Annotated in this window: 21 protein-coding genes, 1 tRNA gene and 1 pseudogene; 12 read left to right on the forward strand and 11 right to left on the reverse strand. The window is 65.1% G+C overall.

Features of this window, described 5'->3' with window-relative positions; genetic code table 11:
- Window positions 1-13 precede the first annotated feature (13 nt).
- The 3 genes and pseudogenes from FHW92_RS23055 to FHW92_RS23065 all read left to right on the forward strand — a co-directional run.
- The gene (locus tag FHW92_RS23055) at window positions 14-565 is read left to right on the forward strand and encodes a RecX family transcriptional regulator (RefSeq protein ID WP_246870375.1); all 552 of its coding nucleotides are present in this window, start codon (window positions 14-16) and stop codon (window positions 563-565) included.
- Window positions 566-688: 123 nt separating this feature from the next.
- Window positions 689-1087, forward strand: a complete 399-nt coding sequence (locus FHW92_RS23060) for an NADH:ubiquinone oxidoreductase subunit NDUFA12 (protein ID WP_168605644.1) — start codon at window positions 689-691, stop codon at window positions 1085-1087.
- Window positions 1088-1095: 8 nt separating this feature from the next.
- Window positions 1096-1494, forward strand: a pseudogene (locus FHW92_RS23065) (DUF2155 domain-containing protein); the annotation flags it as partial.
- 35 nt (window positions 1495-1529) lie between these two features.
- Here FHW92_RS23065 and aat read toward each other — a convergent pair.
- A complete protein-coding gene (aat, locus tag FHW92_RS23070; protein ID WP_172249382.1) occupies window positions 1530-2324 on the reverse strand; it encodes a leucyl/phenylalanyl-tRNA--protein transferase in 795 nt (264 codons plus the stop codon).
- Between the two features lie 154 nt (window positions 2325-2478).
- On the opposite strand from aat, the gene FHW92_RS23075 reads away from it, so the two are divergent.
- The 4 genes from FHW92_RS23075 to nusG all read left to right on the forward strand — a co-directional run bounded on the left by FHW92_RS23075 (window position 2479) and on the right by nusG (window position 5093).
- Window positions 2479-2554 (forward strand) — tRNA-Trp (locus FHW92_RS23075).
- Between the two features lie 148 nt (window positions 2555-2702).
- The gene (locus FHW92_RS23080; protein ID WP_168605645.1) at window positions 2703-4181 is read left to right on the forward strand and encodes a hypothetical protein; all 1479 of its coding nucleotides are present in this window, start codon (window positions 2703-2705) and stop codon (window positions 4179-4181) included.
- Between the two features lie 145 nt (window positions 4182-4326).
- Window positions 4327-4533, forward strand: coding sequence for a preprotein translocase subunit SecE (secE, locus tag FHW92_RS23085; RefSeq protein WP_168605646.1), 207 nt, complete (start codon window positions 4327-4329; stop codon window positions 4531-4533).
- Between the two features lie 23 nt (window positions 4534-4556).
- The gene (gene nusG / locus FHW92_RS23090; protein ID WP_168605647.1) at window positions 4557-5093 is read left to right on the forward strand and encodes a transcription termination/antitermination protein NusG; all 537 of its coding nucleotides are present in this window, start codon (window positions 4557-4559) and stop codon (window positions 5091-5093) included.
- A gap of 323 nt (window positions 5094-5416) precedes the next feature.
- On the opposite strand, the gene nadA is transcribed toward nusG, so the two are convergent.
- The 5 genes from nadA to FHW92_RS23115 form a co-directional block, all read right to left on the reverse strand.
- Window positions 5417-6403, reverse strand: a complete 987-nt coding sequence (nadA, locus tag FHW92_RS23095; protein WP_168605648.1) for a quinolinate synthase NadA — start codon at window positions 6401-6403, stop codon at window positions 5417-5419.
- 78 nt (window positions 6404-6481) lie between these two features.
- Window positions 6482-7213, reverse strand: a complete 732-nt coding sequence (locus tag FHW92_RS23100) for a hypothetical protein (protein WP_168605649.1) — start codon at window positions 7211-7213, stop codon at window positions 6482-6484.
- 68 nt (window positions 7214-7281) lie between these two features.
- Entirely contained in the window at window positions 7282-8157 is an 876-nt protein-coding gene (locus tag FHW92_RS23105; protein WP_168605650.1) for an MBL fold metallo-hydrolase, read from the reverse strand.
- 49 nt (window positions 8158-8206) lie between these two features.
- Window positions 8207-8668 (reverse strand): DUF1465 family protein, encoded by a 462-nt coding sequence (locus tag FHW92_RS23110; RefSeq protein ID WP_168605651.1) that lies wholly within the window; start codon window positions 8666-8668, stop codon window positions 8207-8209.
- A 190-nt stretch (window positions 8669-8858) separates the two neighbouring features.
- A complete protein-coding gene (locus FHW92_RS23115; protein WP_168605652.1) occupies window positions 8859-9056 on the reverse strand; it encodes a DUF465 domain-containing protein in 198 nt (65 codons plus the stop codon).
- A gap of 438 nt (window positions 9057-9494) precedes the next feature.
- Between FHW92_RS23115 and FHW92_RS23120 the strand changes: the two genes are divergently transcribed.
- The 5 genes from FHW92_RS23120 (at window position 9495) to tilS (ending at window position 15355) form a co-directional block, all read left to right on the forward strand.
- The gene (locus FHW92_RS23120; protein WP_168605653.1) at window positions 9495-9650 is read left to right on the forward strand and encodes a DUF465 domain-containing protein; all 156 of its coding nucleotides are present in this window, start codon (window positions 9495-9497) and stop codon (window positions 9648-9650) included.
- Window positions 9651-9895: 245 nt separating this feature from the next.
- Window positions 9896-12199 carry a phosphoenolpyruvate--protein phosphotransferase gene (gene ptsP, locus FHW92_RS23125; RefSeq protein ID WP_168605654.1) on the forward strand — a complete coding sequence of 768 codons (2304 nt, stop codon included), beginning with the start codon at window positions 9896-9898 and terminating at the stop codon, window positions 12197-12199.
- A 160-nt stretch (window positions 12200-12359) separates the two neighbouring features.
- Window positions 12360-13334, forward strand: coding sequence for a helix-turn-helix domain-containing protein (locus tag FHW92_RS23130; RefSeq protein ID WP_168605655.1), 975 nt, complete (start codon window positions 12360-12362; stop codon window positions 13332-13334).
- 108 nt (window positions 13335-13442) lie between these two features.
- Window positions 13443-14411, forward strand: a complete 969-nt coding sequence (locus tag FHW92_RS23135; RefSeq protein WP_246870376.1) for a hypothetical protein — start codon at window positions 13443-13445, stop codon at window positions 14409-14411.
- The gene (gene tilS, locus FHW92_RS23140) at window positions 14402-15355 is read left to right on the forward strand and encodes a tRNA lysidine(34) synthetase TilS (protein ID WP_349237743.1); all 954 of its coding nucleotides are present in this window, start codon (window positions 14402-14404) and stop codon (window positions 15353-15355) included. The genes FHW92_RS23135 and tilS overlap by 10 nt, the downstream gene beginning before the upstream one ends.
- On the opposite strand, the gene FHW92_RS23145 is transcribed toward tilS, so the two are convergent.
- The 5 genes from FHW92_RS23145 to edd form a co-directional block, all read right to left on the reverse strand.
- Entirely contained in the window at window positions 15352-16137 is a 786-nt protein-coding gene (locus FHW92_RS23145; protein WP_246870377.1) for a L,D-transpeptidase family protein, read from the reverse strand. The genes tilS and FHW92_RS23145 overlap by 4 nt on opposite strands.
- Window positions 16138-16267: 130 nt before the next feature.
- A complete protein-coding gene (locus FHW92_RS23150; protein WP_168605656.1) occupies window positions 16268-19036 on the reverse strand; it encodes a phosphoenolpyruvate carboxylase in 2769 nt (922 codons plus the stop codon).
- Window positions 19037-19244: 208 nt separating this feature from the next.
- Complete coding sequence (locus FHW92_RS23155; RefSeq protein WP_282599818.1) at window positions 19245-19883, reverse strand: bifunctional 4-hydroxy-2-oxoglutarate aldolase/2-dehydro-3-deoxy-phosphogluconate aldolase; 639 nt, start codon at window positions 19881-19883, stop codon at window positions 19245-19247.
- On the reverse strand, window positions 19880-20848 hold the full coding sequence (locus FHW92_RS23160) for a glucokinase (protein WP_168605658.1): 969 nt from the start codon (window positions 20846-20848) through the stop codon (window positions 19880-19882). The genes FHW92_RS23155 and FHW92_RS23160 overlap by 4 nt, the downstream gene beginning before the upstream one ends.
- A gap of 29 nt (window positions 20849-20877) precedes the next feature.
- The gene (gene edd, locus FHW92_RS23165) at window positions 20878-22704 is read right to left on the reverse strand and encodes a phosphogluconate dehydratase (protein ID WP_168605659.1); all 1827 of its coding nucleotides are present in this window, start codon (window positions 22702-22704) and stop codon (window positions 20878-20880) included.
- Window positions 22705-22707 lie beyond the last annotated feature (3 nt).

Below are 22707 nucleotides of genomic sequence, written 5' to 3' on the forward strand. Positions count from 1 at the left end.
CAATCGCCGCAAAATGGCCCCAAAGCCCCTCGATTCGACCCGGATTGAGGAAATGGCGCTGGCCTATGTCGCGCGTTTCGCCACCAGCGCGGGGCGGCTGGAAGACTATCTGCTGCGCAAATTGCGCGAGCGGGGATGGGACGGGGAAGGGCCGCCGGAGGCCAAAGTGGCCGCGATTGTCGAGCGGCATGTCGAGCTGGGCTATATTGACGATGAGAGCTATGCCCGGATGAAGACGGGCAGCCTGCTGCGCCGGGGCCTTGGGCAGCGGCGGATCGCGCAGGCGCTGGGGCAGGCGGGGATCGATGAGGATATCCGCGCCGAGGTGATGCCGGGCGAAGCGGCCGCGCGCGAGGCGGCGCTGGCCTATGCGCGGCGGCGGGGGCTGGGGCCGTTTGCGCGCCGCGCCATGCCCGATGATCCGATGGAGCGCCGCGCCCGCCGCGAAAAGGAGATCGCCGCCATGCTGCGCGCAGGCCATGCGATGGACGCGGCGCGCGCCATACTGGAGGCCGCTGACCCGCAGGCCGCGCAGGATTGGGTTGAGGAAGCACGCGAGGAATAGGGACCCTTTGCCCTTGCCCCTTTGCCCTTGCTTTGCCCCCCCGGCTTGGGCTAGGCGCTGAACGTCACTGGCTTTCGCGGATTCTGTCTGCGGGCAGACCTGAAATTTAGGGAAACTTGCGCAATGCTCTTCACCTGGTGGAACGGCTCCACTTTCGGCACCTGGCTCAACACCAAGTTTGGCGGCGAACAGGTTGGCACCGATTTTCAGGGTAACAAGTATTACCGCTCGAAGAAGGTCGTTCCGGCCGGCACCAACAGCCCCTTTGCGGGCATGGAGCGCCGCTGGGTGATCTATAACGGCGCCAATGATTCGAGCCGCGTTCCGGCCGAATGGCATGGCTGGCTGCACCATTCCTATGACGCTGTGCCGCAGAGCCATCTGCCGCCGCCGCGCATCTGGGAAACCGAATATACCCCCAATGCCACCGGTACCGCCAAGGCTCACCAGCCCCACCCCGAACTGCGCGGCGCGGGCAAGGCCAAGGCCGCCGGCTATGAAGCCTGGACGCCCGAAGGCTGATTGATACCATGCGCCGGACTCTGGTGGTGGCTGGCGCATATCTGGCGCTCTCGGCTTGCGGCGGTTCGTCCGAGCCCGAGACGCAGGCCACCGACGTGCCCAAGGCGGTGGCGGGCAATGCCGCCGCCCAGGCGGTCGAGAATCAGTTCGGCACCCCCGTCAAGGATCGGGTGGCCACGCTCGGCCTGCTCAACAAGCGCAACAATGAGCAGCAGGATATCGTCCTGAAAGTGGGCGAGGCGCGGCGCATCGGCAATGTCGTGGTCAAGCTGTCGAGCTGTGAAAAGACCCAGCCTTGGGAACGCCCGCAGGAAACGGGCGCCTTCGTTCAGGTCTTTGTCGAGCAGCGTTCGCAGATCTCCGATCCCCTGCGCTGGCAGAAGGTGTTTTCGGGCTGGCTGTTCCGCAATTCGCCGGGGCTGAACGTGGTTCAGCACCCGGTCTATGACGTCTGGGTCAAGGATTGCGCGATGAACTTCCCCGGCGAGGAAGAGAACCCGGCCGATTTCGCCGTTTCCAAAAGCGCGCCGAAGGCATCGGGCAGTGCGAGCACCACGCCCAGCGCCGAGGCTGCCCCGGCGCCCGCCGCGCCCGCGCCCAGCCCCGAAAATCCGGACTGAACCGGCAGGCCCGGCTCCTTGGGCCGCATCGCTTCGCGCAGCATGGCCAGATAGCGCTTTTGCGGAATCTCCACCGCGCCCAATGAGGCCAGATGGCTGGTGATGAACTGGCAGTCGAGCAGTTCGGCGCCCCCGATGCGCATCGCCGCCACCAGCCATGCCAGCGCCACCTTGGAGGCGTCGGGCACCCGGCTGAACATGCTTTCTCCGCAAAAGACCCGTTCGAAGCCAACGCCATAGAGCCCGCCCACCAAGGCGCCGTCGATCCAGCATTCGATCGAATGGGCATGGCCCAGCCGGTGCAATTCGCGATAGGAGGCTGCGATTCGCTCGCTGATCCAAGTCTCGCCGCCATCTTCAGCCTCGGCCCGGCGCGGCGCGGCGCAGGCGTCGAGCACCAGATCGAAGGCCGTGTTGCAGGTGACGGTAAACTTGCCGCGCCGCAAACTGCGCGCCAGCGAATGCGAAACGCGAAAGCCGTCGAGCGGCAAAATGCCGCGCCGCTTGGGCTCGACCCAGAAGATTTCGGGGTCATCGCGCGAATCCGCCATCGGAAACACCCCGCCGCGATAGGCCAGCAGCAAGAGGGCAGGATCAATCAGGTCTGGGTTTTCCATTTTCACCGTGCCTGTCTAGCATCCTGTTCATCCGGGCGTGAAGAGGGAGAAAGGCCGCAAACCCCGCCTTTGAGTCCCCGCGAAAAAATACGCGCCCATCGCATATTGCCCACTTGCCAAAGCCGCGAGCCTACCCTAGAGGCGCGTCTCCCGCAGGAGTGTAGCTCAGTTGGTAGAGCATCGGTCTCCAAAACCGAGGGCCGTGGGTTCGAGTCCCTCCGCTCCTGCCAGGGTTTTCCCAGACATCCCGATTATCAAGCCCTTCGGGGCGCCGATCGGTGCATTCCGTTCCGGCTGGGTCCGAATGCCGACTTGCCAATCGCGCCGCTGCGGCTAGGGATGCGGTTTCGGGCAATGCTGTGGGGCATCTTCTAAACCATGCGTGTGATTGATCCATCGCCGGCCGCGCGCGCGGGCGAGAGGCGGCTTTATTGGTTCGCGGTGCTGTTGGCGCTGGCTTCTTGCCTGCCCGCCGTGGTCGCGCGCTATCCCCAGATGAGCGATTATCCCGCGCATCTGGCGCGTTATGCGGTGATGCTGGATGGCGGGCGCAGCGCGGATCTGGCGCGCTATTATGCGTTTCATTGGGCCTGGACGGGCAATCTTGGGGTGGACATCCTGATTCGTCCCTTTGCCGCGCTCTTCGGGCTGGAGACGGGCGGGCGGATCATTACCGGGATCATCCCGCCGCTGACCGCCTTGGGCCTGATCGCTGTGGACCGGCAATTGCACGGGCGCGTCACCATTGCCTCGCTGCTGGCCATGCCTTTTGCGTGGTCGCCGATGATGCTGATCGGCCTGCTCAATTATGCGCTGGGTCAGGCGCTGGCGCTCTGGGCCTTTGCGCTCTGGGTCTGGCTGGACCGTAAAGGGCCGGTGTGGTGGCTGCGCGGGGCGATTTTCGTACCGATCGGGTTGGTGGTGTGGCTGTCGCATCTGTCGGCATGGGGCGTGCTGGGCGTGCTGCTGCTGGGCTATGAGCTGGGCATGGGGCGCGGATGGCGGGCGTTCATCGCGCCTTGGCCGCTGCTGGCGCCGCTGGTGGTGATGGTGCTGGTGCCGGGCACGGCGGGCACGTTCTCCTATGGGCCCTATTGGTGGGTCTATAAGCAGGCGATCTGGCTGAAAGCCATGCGCGATACGGTCTATGCGCTGGATTACCTGTCGCTGGTGGTGGTGGCGTTGGCCTTTCTGGCGGCGGCGGCGATGCGGCGGCTCGATGGACGGCTGGGCTGGGCGGCGGTGATGCTGCTGGCCATGACGATTGCGGTGCCGCGTCACATTTCGGGCGGGGATTATGCCGATTACCGGCTGGTGACGACGGGGTTGATGGTCTGCTGCCTGTCGATTCGCTGGCCGCGCGCGCCGGGCTGGGCGATCACGCCGGTGGTGATGCTCTATGTGGCGCGCCTGCTGATTACGACGCAGGATTGGCACGATGATTCGGCGCGGATGGAAAAGATCATGGTCGCTCTCGACCATGTGCCGCAGGGCGCTCGCGTGGCCAGCGCCGTGCTGGTAACGCGCGAGCAATGGCCGCTCAACCATTTCGAACATATCGGCGCCTATGCGGTGGTGCGCCGCCATGCTCTGGTGAATGCCAATTTCGCGGTGCCCCATGTCCATATGCTGCAATTGAAGCAGGGCGGGCGCGATTTCGATGATCCCTCGCAGCGCTTGCTGCTGCACGCCTCGCAACAGGTCGATCTGGCCAATTTCGCCCCGGCGCGTCAGGCCGATTGGCTGTGGTATGTGGGCGAGCGCGCACCCGATACTCTGCCGCTGGGCGCGGTGGTGGTCTGGCGGGGGCAGGGCAGTTTGCTGGCGCGGCTCAAACCGGCCTCCCTTGCAAAATAAGGCCCTCTTGCAAAATCGGGGAACTCGGACTAGATCACCGACATCTCCCGACATCGGAGCCTTGCAAAGCCCCTCCCGGACCTGATCCGGGGCGGCGCGGCGGCAATGGCCAAAACGGTATCGGGCTTATTCGAGGATTGCGTCGATGGAAGATAAGAAGCCCAAGGTCTCTCCCGGAGAGTTCTTCAACCAGGTCAAGGTTGAGGCGCGCAAGGTGGTGTGGCCGAGCCGTCAGGAAACCGTTCAGACCGGCATCTTCGTCGGCATTCTGATGCTGATCCTCGCGATCTTCTTCCTCGGCGTCGATTCGCTCTTCGGCTACATCGTGCGCACGCTGCTGTCGCTCGCCTGAGAAAAGCATAGGAACTGTAAGATATGGCCCGCTGGTATATCATCCACGCCTATTCCGGCTTTGAAAACAAGGTCAAAGAAGCCATTCAGGCCGAAGCCGAGCGCCTTGGCCTCTCGCAGTTGGTCGAGCAGATCGAAGTGCCCTCCGAACAGGTCACCGAGGTCAAGCGCGGCAAGAAGGTTCAGGTCGAACGCAAGACCATGCCCGGCTATGTGCTGGCCAAGCTGACCATGAATGACGATGTGTATCACCTCGTCAAGAACACCGCCAAGGTCACCGGCTTTCTGGGCCATAACGGCAAGCCGCAGGCGATTTCCGAGCGCGACGCGGCCCGCTATTTCGGCCACCGCGAAATCGTCGCAACCACGGTCAAGAAGCACGTTGCCGTCGATTTCGAAATCGGCGATTCGGTCAAGGTGCTCGACGGCCCCTTCAACAGCTTCACCGGCATCGTCGAAGAGCTGGATTTCGACAAGAACCGCGTCAAGGTATCGGTGTCGATCTTTGGCCGCGCGACCCCGGTCGAACTGGACTTCGAGCATGTCGAGCTGGTGAAGTAAGACTTCATCCGGTTTTCGGGATTGAAAAGGGCGGGGGTTTTCCTCCGCCTTTTTTGTTTTGGGTTTGAAGAAGAGAGGCAAATGCGAGGGTCTGGACCCTCGCGCTCCCATTACTGTCTGCGTTTGCGCATCGGGTTTGGCGGATGGGTGTCGGACGCGGCGTCAGAAATGATAAAGCCTGCGGCGCTTTTGGCGTAACCTCGCCGCGCCGCAGGCTTTCAATCCATCACATAAGCCCGGCTTAGCCGACCTGGCGCCACCCCAGTAACGGGATTGCAAAGGGACTGAGTCCCTTTGCCCGCCGGAGGCAAATGCGGCAAACCTTACCTTGCCCCCAAATCCCCCATACCCACAGTCCCCGAAGCCATCCCCAGCATCCGGTCGAGGCTTTCCTTGGCCTTCAGCCGCAGCCCTTCCTCGATCTCGATCTGCGGCGTCAGGTCGCGCAGAGAAATATACAACTTCTCCAGCGTATTCAGGGCCATGTAGGGGCAGATGTTGCAGTTGCAGTTGCCGTCGGCCCCCGGTGCGCCGATGAATGTCTTGTTCGGGATGGCCAGTTGCATCTGGTGGATGATGTGGGGTTCGGTGGCGACGATCAGCGTGTCGGCATCGATGGTCTTGGCATAGTTCAGGATGCCGCTGGTCGAGCCCACATAGTCGGCATGGTCGACGATGGTGGGCGGGCATTCCGGGTGGGCGGCGATGGGCGCGCCGGGGTGCTGGGCTTTCAGCTTCAGCAATTCGGTTTCGGAAAAGGCTTCATGCACGATGCACACGCCGGGCCACAGCAGCATCTCGCGGTCGAACTTGCGCGAGAGATAGCCGCCAAGGTGGCGATCGGGGCCGAAGATGATCTTCTGGTCGCGCGGGATCTGCGAGAGGATCTTTTCCGCCGAGGACGAGGTGACGATGATGTCGGAGAGCGCCTTCACCTCGGTCGAGCAGTTGATATAGGTGATGGCGATATGGTCGGGATGCGCCTCGCGGAAAGCCTTGAACTTTTCGGGCGGGCAGGCATCCTCCAGGCTGCACCCGGCGTTGAGGTCGGGCAGGACCACGGTCTTTTCCGGCGAGAGGATCTTGGCCACTTCGGCCATGAATTTCACGCCGCAAAAGGCGATGACATCGGCGTCCGTTTCGGCGGCCTTGCGCGACAGCTCCAGCGAATCGCCCACGAAATCAGCCAGATCCTGCAGTTCCGGCTTTTGATAATAATGCGCGAGGATAACCGCGTTCTTTTCCTTGCGGAGGCGGTCGATTTCGGCGCGCAGGTCAAGACCGGCGAGGCTGGCGCTCTGGGCAGTCATAATCACATCCCCTTGGGGTTCATTGGCTTTGCCGCCCAGATAGGGAGCATTGCGCAAGACCCCAAGGGAAATCTGCAATTATTGGCCCAGATCGGCGGCCAGCGCGATGATCGGCGCGCTTTGGGCCAGCAGCGCGGTCAGGATGTGGAGCGCCATATTGCTGCCCGCGCCCAGCACGGTGGCCGGGTGGACCTGTCCCATCTGGCGCTGGTCATGGCGGGCCAGCAGGGCAAAGGGCACCATTTCGACCGCCATGGCCAGCCATTCGCCGTTCAGCCCCAGCAGGGGCATCGGTAAAAGCCGCCCCAGTGCCGGGTCGAGCAGCAGGACATTGGCCGCCAGAATCAGCCGTGCATGCCACGCTGTTTCGCGCCGCCGCAGCACCGCCAGCAGGATCAGCGCGGGAAATCCCAGCAGGAAGCAGGCATTGAGCGCCAGAAAATAGGCGGGCGTAAAGAAAGGCGGTATCAGTTGCCCGCCCAGCGCCGAACGCAGCGTCATGCCGCCCACCAGCGGAACGGCCGCGATATAGGCCACCGCCAGCCACCCCATCCGCCGATGCAGCGCCAGCGCGGGCGAGGAAAGGCGCGCGGCCAGTTGCGTCTGGACCACGGCCAGCGTCAGCCAGCTGAGCATCACCGCGCCATGGACATGGAACCAGAGCGGGACATGGCGATAGTCCACCCGCCCCAGCGCGGCGAACTGGCCAAAGCCAAGCACGATGACCAGCGCAAGGCCGATGGTCATGCGGGCAAAGAATTGACGGTCACGATGAAGCAGGACGGCGGGCGAGGTCGATGAATGGGCCATGGATTCTCCCCCTCTCTGTGTATTGCCTAAGTATTACACCAGCCGAAGGGGGCATGCAAGATCGCGGGCTAGGCAGCCAGAAACCAGAGATCCTCGCCCGCCTGCGCCACCTGATCGCGTCTTTGCAGATCGATCAGATGGGCCAGCACCGAACGCCCCGCCGCGCGATGCAGGCGCACGTCCAGCCCGGGATACATCTGCGCCACCATGATCTCGATCGTCACCGGCCCGGTTTCCAGCGCGCGCAGGATTTGCCGCTCGCGCATGCGGCGGTGGCCGATCATGCCGCGCACCATCTGCTGCGGCTTGTCGATCTGCGGCCCATGGGCGGGGTAATAGACCCGGTCGGCGCGCTCATAGAGCTTGTCGAGGCTGATCATATAGTCGCTCATATCACCATCGGGAGGCGAGACGACCGTGGTGGACCAGCCCATCACATGATCGCCGGTAAACAGCGCCCCGCTCTCGATCAGTGCAAAGCACAGATGGTTGCTGGTATGGCCGGGCGTGGCCACCGCCATCAGCGTGGCCGAGGGAAGGCGCACCAGATCGCCATCGGCCAACACCGTGTCGGGCGCATAGGATGTGTCAAAGGCGGCATCGGCGCGCGGCCCGTCATCCTCCAGCGTCAGGGGCGCGCAACCGATGATCGGCGCGCCCGTGGCCGCCGCCAGCGGCGCGGCGCCCGGCGAATGGTCGCGGTGCGTATGGGTGCATAGGATCGCCAGTACCGGCGCGTCGCCAATCGCGCCCAGCAGCGCGTCAATATGCTCGGCATCATCCGGCCCCGGATCGATCACCGCCAGCCCGCGCGCATCGCCCACCAGATAGGTCTGGGTGCCGGTAAAGGTGAACGGGCTGGGATTATTGGCCAGCATGCGCCGGACGAGCGGTTCGAGCTGCTCGGTTTCGCCGGTGGGCCAGGGGCGCGGGGGCATATTCATGGGGCAAGCCTATGCCCCTTTGCCCGCGCCCTGTCGAGAGGCCGGCCGCTCAGGCCACGGCGCTGCCCAGCCGGGCGCGCAACTGGTCGATGGCGCGCGGCGTGCCGGGGGCCACCTCGCGCCAGCCCCGGTCGATGCGCAGCAGGCGGGCGTAAAACTCCTCGGTCGCGGCGATCAGCTTGCGGATCTGCGGGCTGAGCAGGAGCAGCCTTTCAGGATCGGCGGCGGGGAAATCGGGAGCCAGACGGCCATAGCGGCGCAATTGGAATTCGGACAATTCGCCCATGAAATAAGCGCGATGATTCAGCAACCAGGCCACGGCATGCATCATGCGCGTCGTCGTGCGCAAAGCTTCGCAGGACAGGGCAATGCGGGGGGCGTCTTCCTGCGTCCCGGTTTCCTCGATACGGCCCGACAGGTCGAAAGCGGCGCGCACCTCGTCCGAGAGGACCAGGGCCTCGCAATACAGACCCTCGACGATTCGGGGATTGATGTTGCTTGTGTGCTTCATGGTGAAATTGGTTAATCAAATATTAGCACTTGCTGCAATGCCATTAGGGACTGACACTTATCCCGATTTGGGACATTCCCGGTTTTGGGCATTAAGGCGGACCCGTTAGGGCACGCACAAGGGCGGCGCGCCCTTTCAGGCGCGCATCGTTCGGCCAAAATTACCCGAAATCGCCTTGCGCGAGCCCGGTTCAGGCGATGATGTCGGGAATCAGGTAGTCCTCGATCAGCGAGATCTGGTCCTTGAGCTTGAGCTTGCGCTTTTTGAGGCGGGCCAGTTGCAGTTGATCGCCCGCGCCCGAAAGAGTCAGCGCATCGATCGCGGCATCCAGATCGCGATGCTCGACACGGAGCGCTTCCAGCTTTTTGCGCATTTCCTCTTCGGTCACCAAAATATGCTCCCGCCAAGGGTGTGTCGCAAGTTCTCCTCATGCTCTAATCGCGCCGCGACCAACGGGCAAGAGGGGGCGCAACAGGCACGATGAAATGAGTGTCTGGCGCAAGTAAACGAGGCTGAGGGGCGCTTTGTCGCGGCCCTGCACGGCTTACCTAAATTTGTCATATTCGGGGCTTCGCAAGCGGGGCAAAGTGTGTTTCCTTGAGCATCTGATCGACGGGAATGACGCGATTCGGACATGGCCGCAGGAGGCATGTTCTGTCATGCCCCGATCGGACGGGCGTCTGCAGCCGTCCGTTAATAGGGGGGTAGCCTGTGGCCGCCCACCACACGGTTTTCCCGGTCGGACCTTCGCATGGGGCCGGTTGGGGGCCGCGCTGGCGAGGAGGTCACTTTCAATGGCTTTATGGCCTATGGAGGAGAGTCCAAAATGGAAGCATCCCACATCAACGCCCTGCACAACAAGCACGCCGGTCTTGAACGCCGGATTGCCGAAGAACTCAAGAGTCCCCATCCCGACCCAGCCATGCTTCAGGCGCTCAAGCGCCACAAGCTGCGGATCCGCGACCAGATCGCGCATCATTGATGCAGCATTGCGTGCAGCATGGAATGGCAAGGTCCCAAGCGGTAAAGCGGGGCCTGCTGGCTGAACGCTGACAACCCGACCGTTGCGAGATCACCCCGGCCCGATCCGGCGCATGACGCCGGATCGGGCCTTTGCGTTGTATATTTCGGCCTTTTTGCATGGAACAGGGCCCAAAAAGGCAGGGTTAGCGCAAAAATAGGGGTAGGCGCATTTGCAAAGGCGGATGTTTGGTCTAACCCCCTTTCATGACCACTGCACCTCTCGGCCCGACCTCGAATTCCAGCGCGGTGGCGGCCGCGCGCACGATCCTGACGCGCCTGCATGAGGTCATGGCCTCGCGCAGCCATGCGCAGGCCAAACTGAACACTGTGGTCGAGGTCATCGGCGCCAGTCTGGATAGCGAGGTCTGCTCGATCTATCTGCTGCGCGAAGGGATGCTCGAACTTTTCGCCACGCGGGGCCTTGCGCAGGAGGCGGTCCACGTCACCCGCATGGCCATTGGCGAGGGGCTTGTCGGCACCATTGCCTCTCGCGCCGAAACGCTCAATCTGGCCGAGGCGACCGCGCACCCCGATTTCTCGTATCGCCCCGAAACGGGCGAGGACAAGTTCCACTCTTTTGCGGGCGTGCCCATCGTGCGGCGCGAACGCTGCGTGGGGGTGGTCTGTGTGCAGCATGTCGATCCGCGCCGCTATGAAGAGGTCGAGATCGAGGCGCTGCAGACCGTGGCCATGGTCCTGTCCGAACTGATCGCCAACGCCGATCTGGTGGATGAGGAAGAAGCCGCAGGCCTGGCCGCCGCCCACACCGGGCCGGAACAATTGCGCGGCCTCACGCTGGTCAAGGGTCTGGCCAGCGGCGTGGCGGTCTATCACCAGCCGCGCATCACCATCGAGCATATCGTGGCCGAGGACACCGAGGCCGAGCGCCAGCGCGTGTACCTCGCCTTTGACAAGATGCGCGAACAGATCGACCGCATGGCGTCTCAGGCCGAATTCGGCAGCGGGGGCGAGCATGAGGAGGTTTTGGAAACCTATCGCATGTTCGCCTATGACGAAGGCTGGAGCCGCCGCATCAACGAGGCGATCGACAGCGGGTTGACCGCCGAGGCCGCCATCGAGCGCGTCCAGCAGCGCACCCGTATGCGGATGCGCCAGATCGACGATCCCTTGCTGGCCGACCGGATGCACGATCTGGAGGATCTGGCCAACCGCCTGCTGCGCATCGTCTCGGGCCAATTGGGCACCGCGGCCAGCGCGGGCCTGCGTCAGGATGCGATCCTGATCGCGCGCAATCTTGGCCCGGCCGAACTGCTTGAATATGACAAGCGCAGGCTCAAGGGCGTGATCCTTGAGGAAGGCTCGCTGACCGCGCATGTCGTGATCGTGGCGCGGGCGATGGGCATTCCGGTGCTGGGCCGCGTCAAGAGCTTGCGCGGCAAGGTGCGTGAGGGCGATCCGATCCTGCTCGATGCCGATTCGGCGCTGGCCTTTGCCCGGCCCACGCGCGACATGATGATCGGCTTTGACGAGCGCTATGCCAAAAATCGCGAAAAGCAGGCCAAATATGCCGCGCTGCGCGATGTGGTGCCGATCACGCTGGATGGCGAGCGCATTGCGGTCAACATCAACGCGGGCCTGCGCGAGGATATGCCCAATCTGCAGCTGACGGGCGCGGATGGCGTGGGCCTCTATCGCACCGAGTTCCAGTTCCTCGTCTCGGCCACTTTGCCCAACCGCGAGCGCCAGACGCGGCTTTATCGCGAAGTGCTGGAATCGGCGGGCAACAAGCCGGTTGTGTTCCGCACGGTCGATATCGGCGGCGACAAGAGCCTGCCTTATCTGCGCCATGACGAGGATGGCGAGGAAGAGAACCCGGCGATGGGCTGGCGCGCGCTGCGCCTTGCCCTCGAACGCGATACCCTGCTCAAGGTCCAGGCCCGCGCGCTGCTCGAAGCTTCGGCGGGGCGGGTGCTTCAGGTGATGTTCCCGATGATTTCCGAACCGTGGGAATTTGACGCGGCCAAGGCGGTGTTCGAGGGACAGCTTGCCCATCTGCGCAAGCTGGGCAAGACCCCGCCCGAGGCGGTCAAATATGGCGCGATGCTCGAAGTGCCCGCGCTGGCCGAGGTGCTGGATCTGTTGCTGCCGCGCCTGTCGTTCCTCTCGATCGGCACGAATGACCTGACGCAGTTCCTCTTTGCCGCTGACCGGTCCAATCCAAAACTGGCCGAGCGCTATGACTGGCTTTCCCCCGCGATCCTGCGCTTTGTCCGCCGCATCGCGGCGGCGGGCCATGCGCATAATGTGCCGATGACGGTCTGCGGCGAAATGGGCGGGCGCCAGTTGGAGGCGCTGGCCTTGCTGGGCATAGGCATCCGGCGGCTGTCGATCACGCCGGCGGGCGTGGCGCCGATCAAGGATATGGTCCGCCGGGTCAATCTGGCCGAAATCAGCGCGGCGATGGAGGGCTGGCTGGCCAACCCGCCCGCCAGCCTGCGCGAGGAAATGACCGCATGGGCGGCCCAGCGGGGCCTGATCGGAGACTGAAGGGCGAATTAACAGGTTGTTACGGACCGGCGCATCGATATCTTTGCGTAATCGAGCGCAATATGCCCGTTAACCGGCGCAAGGACCTGTCAAGCCTGTTGACTTTCCAGAGCTTCCAGCGTTGTGTCCGGCGCGGGCCGCAAAGGATTTCGGTATCGCCATGAGCGCAGATGAGTCAGAATTCGCTTCTCCAACCAGCGGCCAGCCCGCCACCGCGGGCCAGCGGCTGGCCGCCGCGCGTGAGGCGGCGGGGCTGACACTGGCGGAACTGTCGGCCCGGACCAAGATTTCCGAACGTCATCTGGGCGCGCTGGAAACCGGCGATTTTGCCGCTCTGCCTGGCCGCACCTATGTTTTCGGCTTTACCCGCACCTTTGCCAAGAGCGTCGGGCTGGACCCGGCCGCGATGGTCGATGCGATGGGCCGCGATTATTCGCGCGCCGCCCCCGAACCCGAAGCGCCTGCCTCGCCCGCCTTTGCGCCGGGCGATCCGGCGCGCGTGCCTTCCTCGCGCTTTGCCTGGATGGCCGGTTTCGTGCTGCTGGTGGTGGCCATCGGCGGCTTCATCTGGTGGCAGAACAATTCCAGCGCGACCGACAGCCTGCCCTCGCTGATCCCCGATGAAGTGCCCAGCCAGGCCGCATCGGCCGCGCCCAGCGAGGCGCCCAGCGAAGAAGCCTCCGCCGCGCCCACCGGTCCTGTCGTGCTGACCGCGCAGATGGACAAGCTGTGGATCAAGGTCTCGGACGCGGGCGGCAAGCAATTGGTGCAAAAGGTGCTGGTCATGGGCGAAACCTATACGGTGCCCGAGGATGCCCAAGGGCCGACCGTATGGACCGGCCGCCCCGACAAGCTGGCGATCACCGTGGGTGGTCAGGACGTGCCGCCGATCAGCAAGGTCCCCGAGATTGTCCGGAATGTGCCGATCTCGGCCAAGGCTTTGCTGGAGCGCGGAAAGCCTGCGCCAGCGGCAACGCCGCCGGCCGAGCCGATCCCCGGCGCGGCCAATGCGCCCGTTGCGGTTCCGTCGCCCGTTGCGGCCCCGCGCCCGTTGCGCCATTTCCCGCGCCCCCGGCCCGCACCAACGGCTGATGCGCCTGCCGCACCCGCCACCCCATCCACCGTTACGCCTTAACCCCCACTCGACAGCAGGGGGTTGCTTGCGGCACTGTGCGTTTGGGGCATGGAACAACCGATGATCTGGGCCGCCCGTGATCGGGCGCGCCGTGGGAGTTGAAGAAAGATGATGTATAAGCAGCGGATCAGGCTGGCTGGCGTGGCGCTGGCAGCGCTGCTCTGGACAGGCAGCGCCATCCCGGCGCAGGCACAGGAAGGCACGGCAGGCGAAATCCGCATGCGCAAGCTGGAGGCCGAGGTCCGCGCCTTGCAACGGCAGGTGTTCCCCGGCGGGGATGCCAAGCTGTTCGGCCAGCAGGCGGCCAATCCGGCCCCCGGCGCGGCCCCGGCCGCAGCAGCCGAGATGCCTGCCGCGCCGCCCGCCAATACGGCGCTGACCGATATTCTTGCGCGGCTGAGCGCGGTGGAGGCGCAGAACGCCCGCCTGACCGCGCAGGTCGAGGAATTGTCGAACCATGTGCGCCAGCTCGACACAGCGCGCGCGGCGGCCAATGCGCCGGTGGAACAGGGTGTGACCGCGCCTGAACCGGCCCCGCCCGCCGTGGGCGATGCGGCCCCTGCGCCGCGCCCGGTGGTCAAGCCCGCGCCCGTCCCGGCGCCGGTTGCAGCGCCGGTGGTCAAGCCCGCACCTGCGCCCGCCAGCCGCGTCACGGCGGTCAAGGCGATTGCCAAGCCCGCCACCGGCGACCCGGCGGAGGATGATTATACCTATGGCTATAAGCTGTGGGAGGCCAAGTTCTTCCCCGAAGCGCAGCAGCAGTTGAAGCTCTATCTGGACCAGTATCCCAAGCACAAGCGCGTGAGCTATGCGCGCAACCTGCTGGGTCGCGCCTATCTGGATGATGGCAAGCCGCGCGATGCGGCCCCGTGGTTCCTCCAGAACTATCAGAGCGACAAGAAGGGCGCCCGCGCGTCCGACAGCCTGCTCTATCTGTCCGAGGCGATGATCGAGCTCAAGGACATCAACCGTGCCTGTATCGCTCTGGGCGAATTTGCCGATGGCTATCCGGCCGATGCCGCCGGGCGGTTGAAGTCGGCCTATGACGGCATTCGCGCCAAGGTGAAGTGCAACTGACCGCCGACCGTTTCGCACAAAGTCTGGCGCAGGTCTGGCCCGAGGGCGCGCGCGATCCGAGCTTGAAGCTGGGGATTGCGGTGTCCGGGGGGCCGGATTCGCTTGGACTGCTGCTCCTAGCCGCGGCGGCGCGGCCCGGCGGGGTCTGCGCGGCCACGGTCGACCATGGGCTGCGCGCGGAAAGCGCGACGGAGGCGGCGCAGGTGGCGGCGGTGTGCCGCGATCTGGGCGTGCCGCATGAAACGCTTCGGGTGTTGGTCGAACCGGGCAATGTGCAATCCGAGGCCCGCACGGCGCGCTATGCCGCTCTGGCCGACTGGATGGCGCGTGAGGGCGTGGCGGCGCTGGCCACGGCCCATCATGCCGACGATCAGGCCGAGACGCTGGTGATGCGCCTGAACCGCGCCAGCGGGGTCGCGGGCCTTGCCGGGGTGCGCGAGCGGGGCTGGGTGCCCGAGAGCGAGCATCTGCTGATCCGTCCGGTGTTGGGCTGGCGGCGGGCCGAATTGGCCGCTGTGGTGGGTGATGCAGGGTTGGTGGCCGCCGATGATCCTTCGAACCGCAATACCGCCTTTGACCGCGTGCGCGTGCGTCAGGCGCTGGCCGGGGCGGATTGGCTGGATGTGGGCGCGTGGGCGCGCTGCGCGGAGAATCTGGCCGATGCCGATGCCGCGCTCGATTGGGCGGCGGATCGGGAATATGGTGCGCGGGTGTTGCGCGAAGGACCGGGGGTGAATTATCGCCCCGCCGCGCCGCGCGCGATTGCCATGCGCGTTATCGCCCGGATCGTCGAGGAGATCGACGGCCATGCCCCGCGCGGCAATGCGGTGGCCCGCGCCTTTGACAGCCTGCTGGCGCGGCAGCCGGTGTCAATCGGCGATGTGGTGGCCCGGCCCGGCCCCGGCGTGTGGAGCTTTACGAAGGCCCCGAAACGCCGCGCTTAATCGACGAGAGAATCCCCAAGCCCCACCTGCTTGCCCCGCGTGATGTAAACCTTGTCGCCGATATGCGCCTCGCCAAATACCTTGCGCGCGAAATCCAGCGGGATGCCGATGCAGCCATGGCTGGCAAAACCGTTGCGCACATTGGTGGCATGGATCGTAATGCCATCATCGGTCAGCCGCATCATATAGGGCATGGGCGCGTCATACAGGTTTGAGACGTGATCCCTGTCCTTCTGGCTGATCGGAAAGGTGCCGGTGGGGGTGGGCTTTTCCTGCGTGCCCAGCAGGACGGCGGTGGCCCCGATTTCAAACCCGTTGCGGAAGACCGAGAGCACCCGCGCCTCCAGATCGACGGTGATAACCAGCGGGCCGGGCGGCACGCCGTCCTCGTCCCATGCCCATTGGCCATATTTGATCGGCCCGGAAATCGGCAGGATGCGCCGGATGACAAAGCGGCGGTCGGTAGGGGACGGGGTCGAGGTGGGCATCACGCCGCCGCCCTTGCCGGGGCTGCGCATACCGATAGTGGTGGCAGGCGTGTCGAAACTGACGCCCTGCGCCCCTGCATAGGGATCGACCCCAAGCGCGATCTGATGCGCCAGTTGCGGGCGCGCGGCGATCACAACGTCGCGGGGCAGATGGGCGGTGCCGCCCCGTTCATCCGCCTCGATCAGCGCAAGGCCCGCCAGCACCGTCAGCCCCAGCCCGCCCATGATGATCAGCGCGCGCGCCGCCATAAACGGATCGCCGGTCGCAGGGGTAGGATGGGTGCCGATAGGCATGGTCTGGCAGACTCGCAGGCAAGGTTAAACGCTATGGTTAAAGATGCGTTACCTTGTGCCTGCGCGCCAGAGGTCTGTGAAGCCTGTATCGAAATGGGACGGATTTACGCCTGCCCCATTCGATCACATTTTACCCGTGCGCGCCAAATTCATTGGCAATCGCCGTGCCGATGCGCAGGGCAAGGCCATAAGCGCGCTCGATCGGCTCGATATAATCGCGGCGGATGACGCCATAGCCATGGGCGGCATCGTCGGGATAATCGGCTGGTTCCTCGACCCGGAAATCGTCCAGGCTGGGGAAGCTGGTGGGGAAGGCGCGGCGAAGCTGGGCCAGCGCATCGTCGATACGCAGGGTGAAGACCATCTCCAGCACATCTTCGCGCGCGATGTCATTGGCGCGGCTGAATTGCGGCACCATGACCGCGCGCAGGAACATATGCTGGAACAACGCCAGGCGCAGCGCCTGAAGCACACCGATCATGCGGCGCGTATGTTCGCGGTCAGGCAGGGGCGCCTCGTCCGGGATCAGCGCCAGCAGGCGGTGGAGCTTGAGCGCATCGACCCGCAGGCGTGTCGAGAGGCGCCGGAACACGCCCGCCCGGTCATCGCCCGTCAGATATTCGGCCAGCGCAAGGCAGCCATCCGCAATATGCTCTTCATGCCCGCGATAGGGGCGGCTGGCCCAATAGGCGCTGTTGAACAGCTCGCCAAAGGCCGTCAGCGTCTTGATGCTGGCCAGCGCATTGGCGGCGCGCACCAGACGCACGATCTGGCGCCCGCGCTCCGATGAGCGCAGCAGATTGGCCAGTTCCTCGTAATTGCCCTCAGCCGCGCTGCCCGCACCGGCGATGATGTTCACCGGATAGCCAAGCTGTTGCAGCACCGCATTATGCGGGATCGCGCGGATCTGGCGCAGCGACATCGTGCGGTCGGAGGAAACGTCGCTCTGGCGGCGGCTCTTGCGGCTACCGGTGTCGTTCAGCAGACCAAGCCCAAAGGCGGTCAGCGCGCGGCTGTAGGTCGCGCTGGCCAGATGGCCCTGCTGAACCCGGCGGATCGCGCGATAGAAGTCGAGCGACAGGTCCGTGCGGCGATAGAACGGGTCGGTCGGCGCATAGGGATCGGTTTCGGCAGGCGCCAGTTCGATAAAGCGCGTGAGCGTGGCCAACGCCAGTTCGTCGCTGCCGAAGAAGAGATAGCCGTCGCCGCCCTGAAACGAGACTTCCGGTTCAAGCCGGATGCCAGCGCGCACGAAACGGCGCCGCGCCCATGGTGACAAGGGCCATGCCAGACGATCGGCCAGCGAGGCGGGATGCGCGCCGCGCCCCATGCTCTCGCCATGGGTGTTGAAGATCAGCGCGGAGATGTCCGAAAGCTGGTTGGCGGTCATCGCCTCGGCCAGGCGGCCCTGAAGGCGCTCGATGGCCAGCGCGGCGGGGATCTGGCCCACGAAGCGCCCGGCGTCGGAAAAGCCCGTCTGGATCGACACGCGCCCGCGACCGCGCGCATAGGCGCGATACGCCGGTTCGGCCAGCAGCGCATCGAGGAAGCGTCCGCCATGCTCCAGCGCCGTCTCCGTCTCGAACAGGGGCGAAACGTCGACCTTGTCCTCGATCCCGAACAGCTTGGCGAAATAGAGCGCGGCCAGCATCGTGGTGGGCTGTTCGCATTCGGCCACCAGCATGCGGATCGGCGTGTCGGCATCCACATGGTGCAGGATCTGCGCCATGGTCAGGAACAGGCGTATTGCGGTGCTGTTTTCAATGGCCAGCGCGGCGAAATTGGTGCGCAGGACCTTGGCCGTGGCCAGCAGTTCGCGCATCTTGACCAGGGCTGCTTGACTGGCCAGATCGAGGCGACCATCGGGATCGATGCGGCGGCGGATCGCGTTCTGAAGCTGGCTGCTGTTCACGCGGAAATGCACCCAGCCCATGCCTAGGCCATCGGCCTGCATCGCGGCAACCGTGGTCAGCAGGACCTCTGCCACATCATCACTTGCCGTGGCGGCCAGCGCCTCCAGCTCGGCAATGATGCCTGACAGGCTGGTCAACTTGGCCGGATGATCCCCGGTCAGCGTATTGGCGGCCTCCGACAGGGTGGCCGGGTCCTTCATGTCGCGGGCAAAGAGCGCAGCCATTTCCTCGGCGCGCTCGGCACCGGCCAGCAGGCGCGTGGCGATATCGGGCGCGGCCTCGGCCAGATCGGCGGCATAGGCCGACAGGCGCTGGGCCTTTTCCATCAGGCGATAGCGGATGCAGGTGTTCCAGCCGATATCGGTGCGCCCGTCCATGTCATAGCCCACCCAACTGGCAAAGCGGATCGGCATCGGGCGCAGCGCGCGCCATTGCTGGGGCCAGCGGGCGCGGGCGGTGTTGAACAGCGTCCGGGTGATCTTGGCGCGAGCCGAATGCCCGCGCGCGATCGCGGCCAGCGCGGCGTCATGCTCGGTGTCCAGCGTGATCGTGTCGCGCGCCGCTGTTGCCGCGCAGGTAGCGGGGCCGAAATCGCCCTGGCTGGCGGCATGGGCCACGGTGGCGGTCTGCGCCTTGTTCAGCAGGAAGGTGGGATGGGCGGTGAACACGATATGCGCGGCGGGGCGGCCCCAGCGCGTGGCAAAGCTGGCAAAATCGCCCGTTTCGGCATGGCCCTTCACGCGGGCCAGATTGGCCTCCGGCTCGACCGGCTCCAAAAGGCGATGCAGCCGCCGCGCGCGCGCCTGAAGCCCTTCGCATTCCAGCTCGGCCACCATGGCCTCAACCTTGTCGAGTCCAAGTTCGCCGTTTTCAATCTGGCGCGAGAGTTCGAGGGAGAGCTGAAACACCGGGTTGAACAGCGGGGTTTCTTCGGTCGTCGCGTGCAAATCCTGCAAACGCTGCGAAAGGGCGGCAATCTGGCTCATCTTTATGGACACTCCCGTCGGGCGCTCTGGCCCATGTGCTGGCGGCCTGCTTTGCCTCTCCTGCCCTTATGGTCTTGCCCCTGACTATGGCCATGATCGCCGGACAGGGGAAGGGGGACTGCAAAGCCGCAGACGAATTTGGTAAGGCAAATGGAAGAAGGGAAATGTCTGCCCGCGCCGATGGCTTGCGCGGGCAGGGTATTCAGTTTCAGGCCTTGAGAGCCGCCGCCGCGCCGGCAGCGGCCGTAATGGCGGCTGCATCGGCGCCCTTGCCCACCATCCAGCTTCCGCCGACACAGAGCACCTGCGGCAGGGCCAGATAGTTGGGGGCCGTGGCCAGCGTGATGCCGCCGGTGGGGCAGAAGCGGGCCGAGCCGAAGGGGCCGGCGATGGCCTTCAGAGCGCTGACGCCGCCGCTGGCTTCGGCGGGGAAGAATTTGAAGCGGTTGAGGCCCAGATCCATGCCCAGCATGATGTCGGCAGCGTTCGCCGTGCCGGGCAGGAAGGGGATGCCCGCCGCAACGGCCGCTTCGCCCAGACGCGGGGTGAGGCCCGGCGAGACGATGAATTCGCTGCCCGCGTCGATTGCGCGCGCCAGATCGTCGGGGTTCAGCACCGTGCCTGCGCCGACAATCGCGCCGGGAACCTGCTTCATCACCTTGATGGCGTCCAATGCACACTCGGTGCGCAGCGTGACTTCAAGTACCTTGAGGCCACCGGCGACCAGCGCCTCGGCCAGCGGCAGCGCATCTTCAAGCCGGTCGATCACCAGCACCGGGATCACCGGCGCGGTGCGCATGATGGCGTCGATCCGGGCGGAGGCGGGGGTAGGTGTTTCGCTCATCATGCATGTTCCTTCTGAAACGCGGCGGCCGCGCCGAGCAGGCCCGGTTGGGGATGGGTAATCAGCTTGACCGGCAGGCTGGCCATCAGGCTTTCAAAGCGGCCCTTGGCGCGGAAACGGTCGGCAAAGCCGGAGGACAGGATCGTGTCCTTGATGCGCAGGCCAAGCCCGCCCGCGATGACCACGGCCGACCCGCCCTGCGCCAGCGCCAGATCGCCCGCCGCCGAACCCAGCGAGAGGCAGAAACGGTCGATGGCCGCCGCCATCAGCGTGTCCTCTCCCGCAGTGCCCCTGGTCCAGATCGTGCGGTCGTCAGTATGCAGCACCGGGCGCTGCTCCAGCGCGGCCAGCGTTTCGTAAATATCGACAATCGCCGGGCCCGACACCACGCGCTCAACCGAAACGCGGCGATGACGCTGGCGCAGGCGGGCCAGAATCGCGTCCTCCACCGCATCGAGCGGGGCGAAATCGAGATGGCCGCCTTCGGTTGCCTGAACATGATAGAAGCCGTTACCATCGCGCCAGACATGCGCCACGCCGAGCCCGGTGCCGGGGCCGACGATGGTGATCGTGCCGCTGGTGGGCAGCGCGACATCCGGCCCCGTCAGATGCTGGAAATATTCATCGCCCGCGCGCGCCACGGCGTGGCCCACCGCGCCAAAGTCATTGACGATGGTGACCTTGTCCACGCCCAGCCGCTCGGGCAACTGATCGGGCAGGATCACCCACGGGTTGTTGGTAAAGCGGATCAGTTCGCCGCCCACCGGCCCGGCCACGGCCAGCGCCACGGCGCGCGGCAGGGCGCGGCCCGAAATTTCCGCGAAATGCTCCCATGCCGTTTCAAAGCTGGCATGTTCATTGGTTTTCAGCGTGGCCGGTTCGCCCAGCGCGATCGCGCCATCATCGCCAAGTGTGGCAATGGTGAAACGCGCGTGGGTGCCGCCAATATCTACCGTAACGAGTTCCATGAATCCCCTCCGTCGTCAGGCCTTTAGCGTCAAAGACCTGCGAGCGCCAGCATGGCCGATCCGCCCTTTTCGGCGCCATCGGCCCCGGCGCGGAACATCGCGAACAATTCGCGCCCCACGCCCATCGCGGCCACAGGCGCAGCAGCAGGCGTGCGGCCCGACAGATCAGCCTTCACCTCCAGCGTGCCGGTTTGCGCGCAGACGCGGATGATGTCGCCATTTTCCACCAGCGCCAGCGCGCCGCCCGCAAGGGCTTCGGGCGTGACGTGGATGGCGGCGGGAACCTTGCCGGACGCGCCCGACATGCGGCCGTCGGTGACCAGCGCCACCTTGAAACCCTTGTCCTGAAGCACGCCGAGCGGCGGGGTCAGCTTGTGAAGCTCGGGCATGCCATTGGCGCGCGGCCCCTGGAAACGCACGACCACAACGCAGTCACGCTCCAGTTCGCCCGCCTTGAAGGCAGCCTGCACTTCTTCCTGGCTGTTGAACACCAGCGCGGGGGCCTCGATGGTCCAGCGCTCCTTCTCCACCGCCGAGGACTTGAAGGTCGCGCGGCCCAGATTGCCCTGCACCAGACGCATCCCGCCATCGGGCTGGAACGGCTCTGCCACGGTCGAGAGCATCGCCGGATCATGGCTGACCTCGGGTGCGGGGCGGAAGGCCAGCGATTGATTGCCCTCAGGGCCATCGAGATAAGGCTCGGTGGCATAGGCGGCAAAACCGCCCTCGGCCACGGTCAGGATGTCGCCATGGCAAAGCCCTGCGCCCAGCAGTTCGCGGATGACATAGCCCATGCCGCCAGCGGCGTGGAAATGGTTCACATCGCCCGAGCCGTTGGGATAAACGCGCGCGATCAGCGGCACGACCGATGACAATTCATCCAGATCCGCCCAGTCGATCAGCACGCCCGCCGCCCGCGCCATCGCGGGCAGGTGGATCGCATGATTGGTGCTGCCCCCGGTGGCCAGCAGGCCGATGCAGGCGTTCAGGATCGCCTTTTCATCGACCACCTCGCCCATCGGGCGCGGATCGGCGCCCTTGCGGCTGATCTGCGTCAGGCGATGGACGGCCGCGCGGGTCAACTGGCTGCGCAGCGGGGTGTTGGGTGGCACAAAGCTGGAGCCGGGCAATTGCAGGCCCATCATTTCCATCATCATCTGATTGGAATTGGCGGTGCCATAGAAGGTGCAGGTGCCCGGCGAGTGGTAAGACCCCATCTCGCTTTTCAGCAATTCCTCGCGGCCCACCTTGCCTTCGGCGTAGAGCTGGCGGGTCTTCTGCTTTTCCTTGTTGGCGATGCCGCTGGGCATCGGGCCGCTGGGGATGAAGATCGAGGGCAGATGGCCAAAGCGCAGCGCGCCGATCACCAGACCCGGCACGATCTTGTCGCAGATACCCAGCAGCGCGGTGCTGTCGAACACGGCGTGGCTGAGCGAAACGGCGGTGGAAAGCGCAATCGTATCGCGCGAAAAGAGCGACAGCTCCATCCCGTCCATGCCCTGCGTCACGCCGTCGCACATGGCCGGAACGCCGCCCGCGACCTGCGCCGTGGCGCCCACTTCGCGGGCATAGATCTTCATCGCATCGGGAAAACGCGCATAGGGCTGATGCGCGGAAAGCATGTCATTATAGGCCGTGACGATGCCGATGTTCTGGGCGCGGGTGAAGGCCAGCGTCTTCTGGTCCTCGACCGCGCCCGCATAGGCATGGGCAAGGTTGGAACAGCCATAGGCCGAACGGTCCCCATGGCGGTCGCTCTCGCGCGCCATCAGGTCGAGATAGGCGCTGCGGGTCGCCTTGGACCGGGCGATCACGCGCTCGGTCACGCGGGCGATAGTGGGGTGCAGTTCGGCCATGAG

The sequence above is a fragment of the Novosphingobium sp. SG707 genome, assembly GCF_012275515.1.
Classification (GTDB): Bacteria; Pseudomonadota; Alphaproteobacteria; order Sphingomonadales; family Sphingomonadaceae; genus Novosphingobium.

Excerpts from the sequence above, each read along its gene's own strand:
- FHW92_RS23105 (WP_168605650.1), bottom strand. The coding sequence starts at position 8,157 with ATGAATATGCCCCCGCGCCCCTGGCCCACCGGCGAAACCGAGCAGCTC.
- FHW92_RS23055 (WP_246870375.1), top strand. The coding sequence starts at position 14 with ATGGCCCCAAAGCCCCTCGATTCGACCCGGATTGAGGAAATGGCGCTG.
- FHW92_RS23150 (WP_168605656.1), bottom strand. The coding sequence starts at position 19,036 with ATGAGCCAGATTGCCGCCCTTTCGCAGCGTTTGCAGGATTTGCACGCG.
- aat (WP_172249382.1), bottom strand. The coding sequence starts at position 2,324 with ATGGAAAACCCAGACCTGATTGATCCTGCCCTCTTGCTGCTGGCCTAT.
- FHW92_RS23100 (WP_168605649.1), bottom strand. The coding sequence starts at position 7,213 with ATGGCCCATTCATCGACCTCGCCCGCCGTCCTGCTTCATCGTGACCGT.
- ptsP (WP_168605654.1), top strand. The coding sequence starts at position 9,896 with ATGACCACTGCACCTCTCGGCCCGACCTCGAATTCCAGCGCGGTGGCG.
- FHW92_RS23060 (WP_168605644.1), top strand. The coding sequence starts at position 689 with ATGCTCTTCACCTGGTGGAACGGCTCCACTTTCGGCACCTGGCTCAAC.
- edd (WP_168605659.1), bottom strand. The coding sequence starts at position 22,704 with ATGGCCGAACTGCACCCCACTATCGCCCGCGTGACCGAGCGCGTGATC.
- FHW92_RS23135 (WP_246870376.1), top strand. The coding sequence starts at position 13,443 with ATGATGTATAAGCAGCGGATCAGGCTGGCTGGCGTGGCGCTGGCAGCG.
- nusG (WP_168605647.1), top strand. The coding sequence starts at position 4,557 with ATGGCCCGCTGGTATATCATCCACGCCTATTCCGGCTTTGAAAACAAG.
- FHW92_RS23110 (WP_168605651.1), bottom strand. The coding sequence starts at position 8,668 with ATGAAGCACACAAGCAACATCAATCCCCGAATCGTCGAGGGTCTGTAT.
- FHW92_RS23160 (WP_168605658.1), bottom strand. The coding sequence starts at position 20,848 with ATGGAACTCGTTACGGTAGATATTGGCGGCACCCACGCGCGTTTCACC.
- nadA (WP_168605648.1), bottom strand. The coding sequence starts at position 6,403 with ATGACTGCCCAGAGCGCCAGCCTCGCCGGTCTTGACCTGCGCGCCGAA.
- FHW92_RS23155 (WP_282599818.1), bottom strand. The coding sequence starts at position 19,883 with ATGATGAGCGAAACACCTACCCCCGCCTCCGCCCGGATCGACGCCATC.
- FHW92_RS23080 (WP_168605645.1), top strand. The coding sequence starts at position 2,703 with ATGCGTGTGATTGATCCATCGCCGGCCGCGCGCGCGGGCGAGAGGCGG.
- FHW92_RS23145 (WP_246870377.1), bottom strand. The coding sequence starts at position 16,137 with ATGCCTATCGGCACCCATCCTACCCCTGCGACCGGCGATCCGTTTATG.
- secE (WP_168605646.1), top strand. The coding sequence starts at position 4,327 with ATGGAAGATAAGAAGCCCAAGGTCTCTCCCGGAGAGTTCTTCAACCAG.
- FHW92_RS23130 (WP_168605655.1), top strand. The coding sequence starts at position 12,360 with ATGAGCGCAGATGAGTCAGAATTCGCTTCTCCAACCAGCGGCCAGCCC.
- FHW92_RS23120 (WP_168605653.1), top strand. The coding sequence starts at position 9,495 with ATGGAAGCATCCCACATCAACGCCCTGCACAACAAGCACGCCGGTCTT.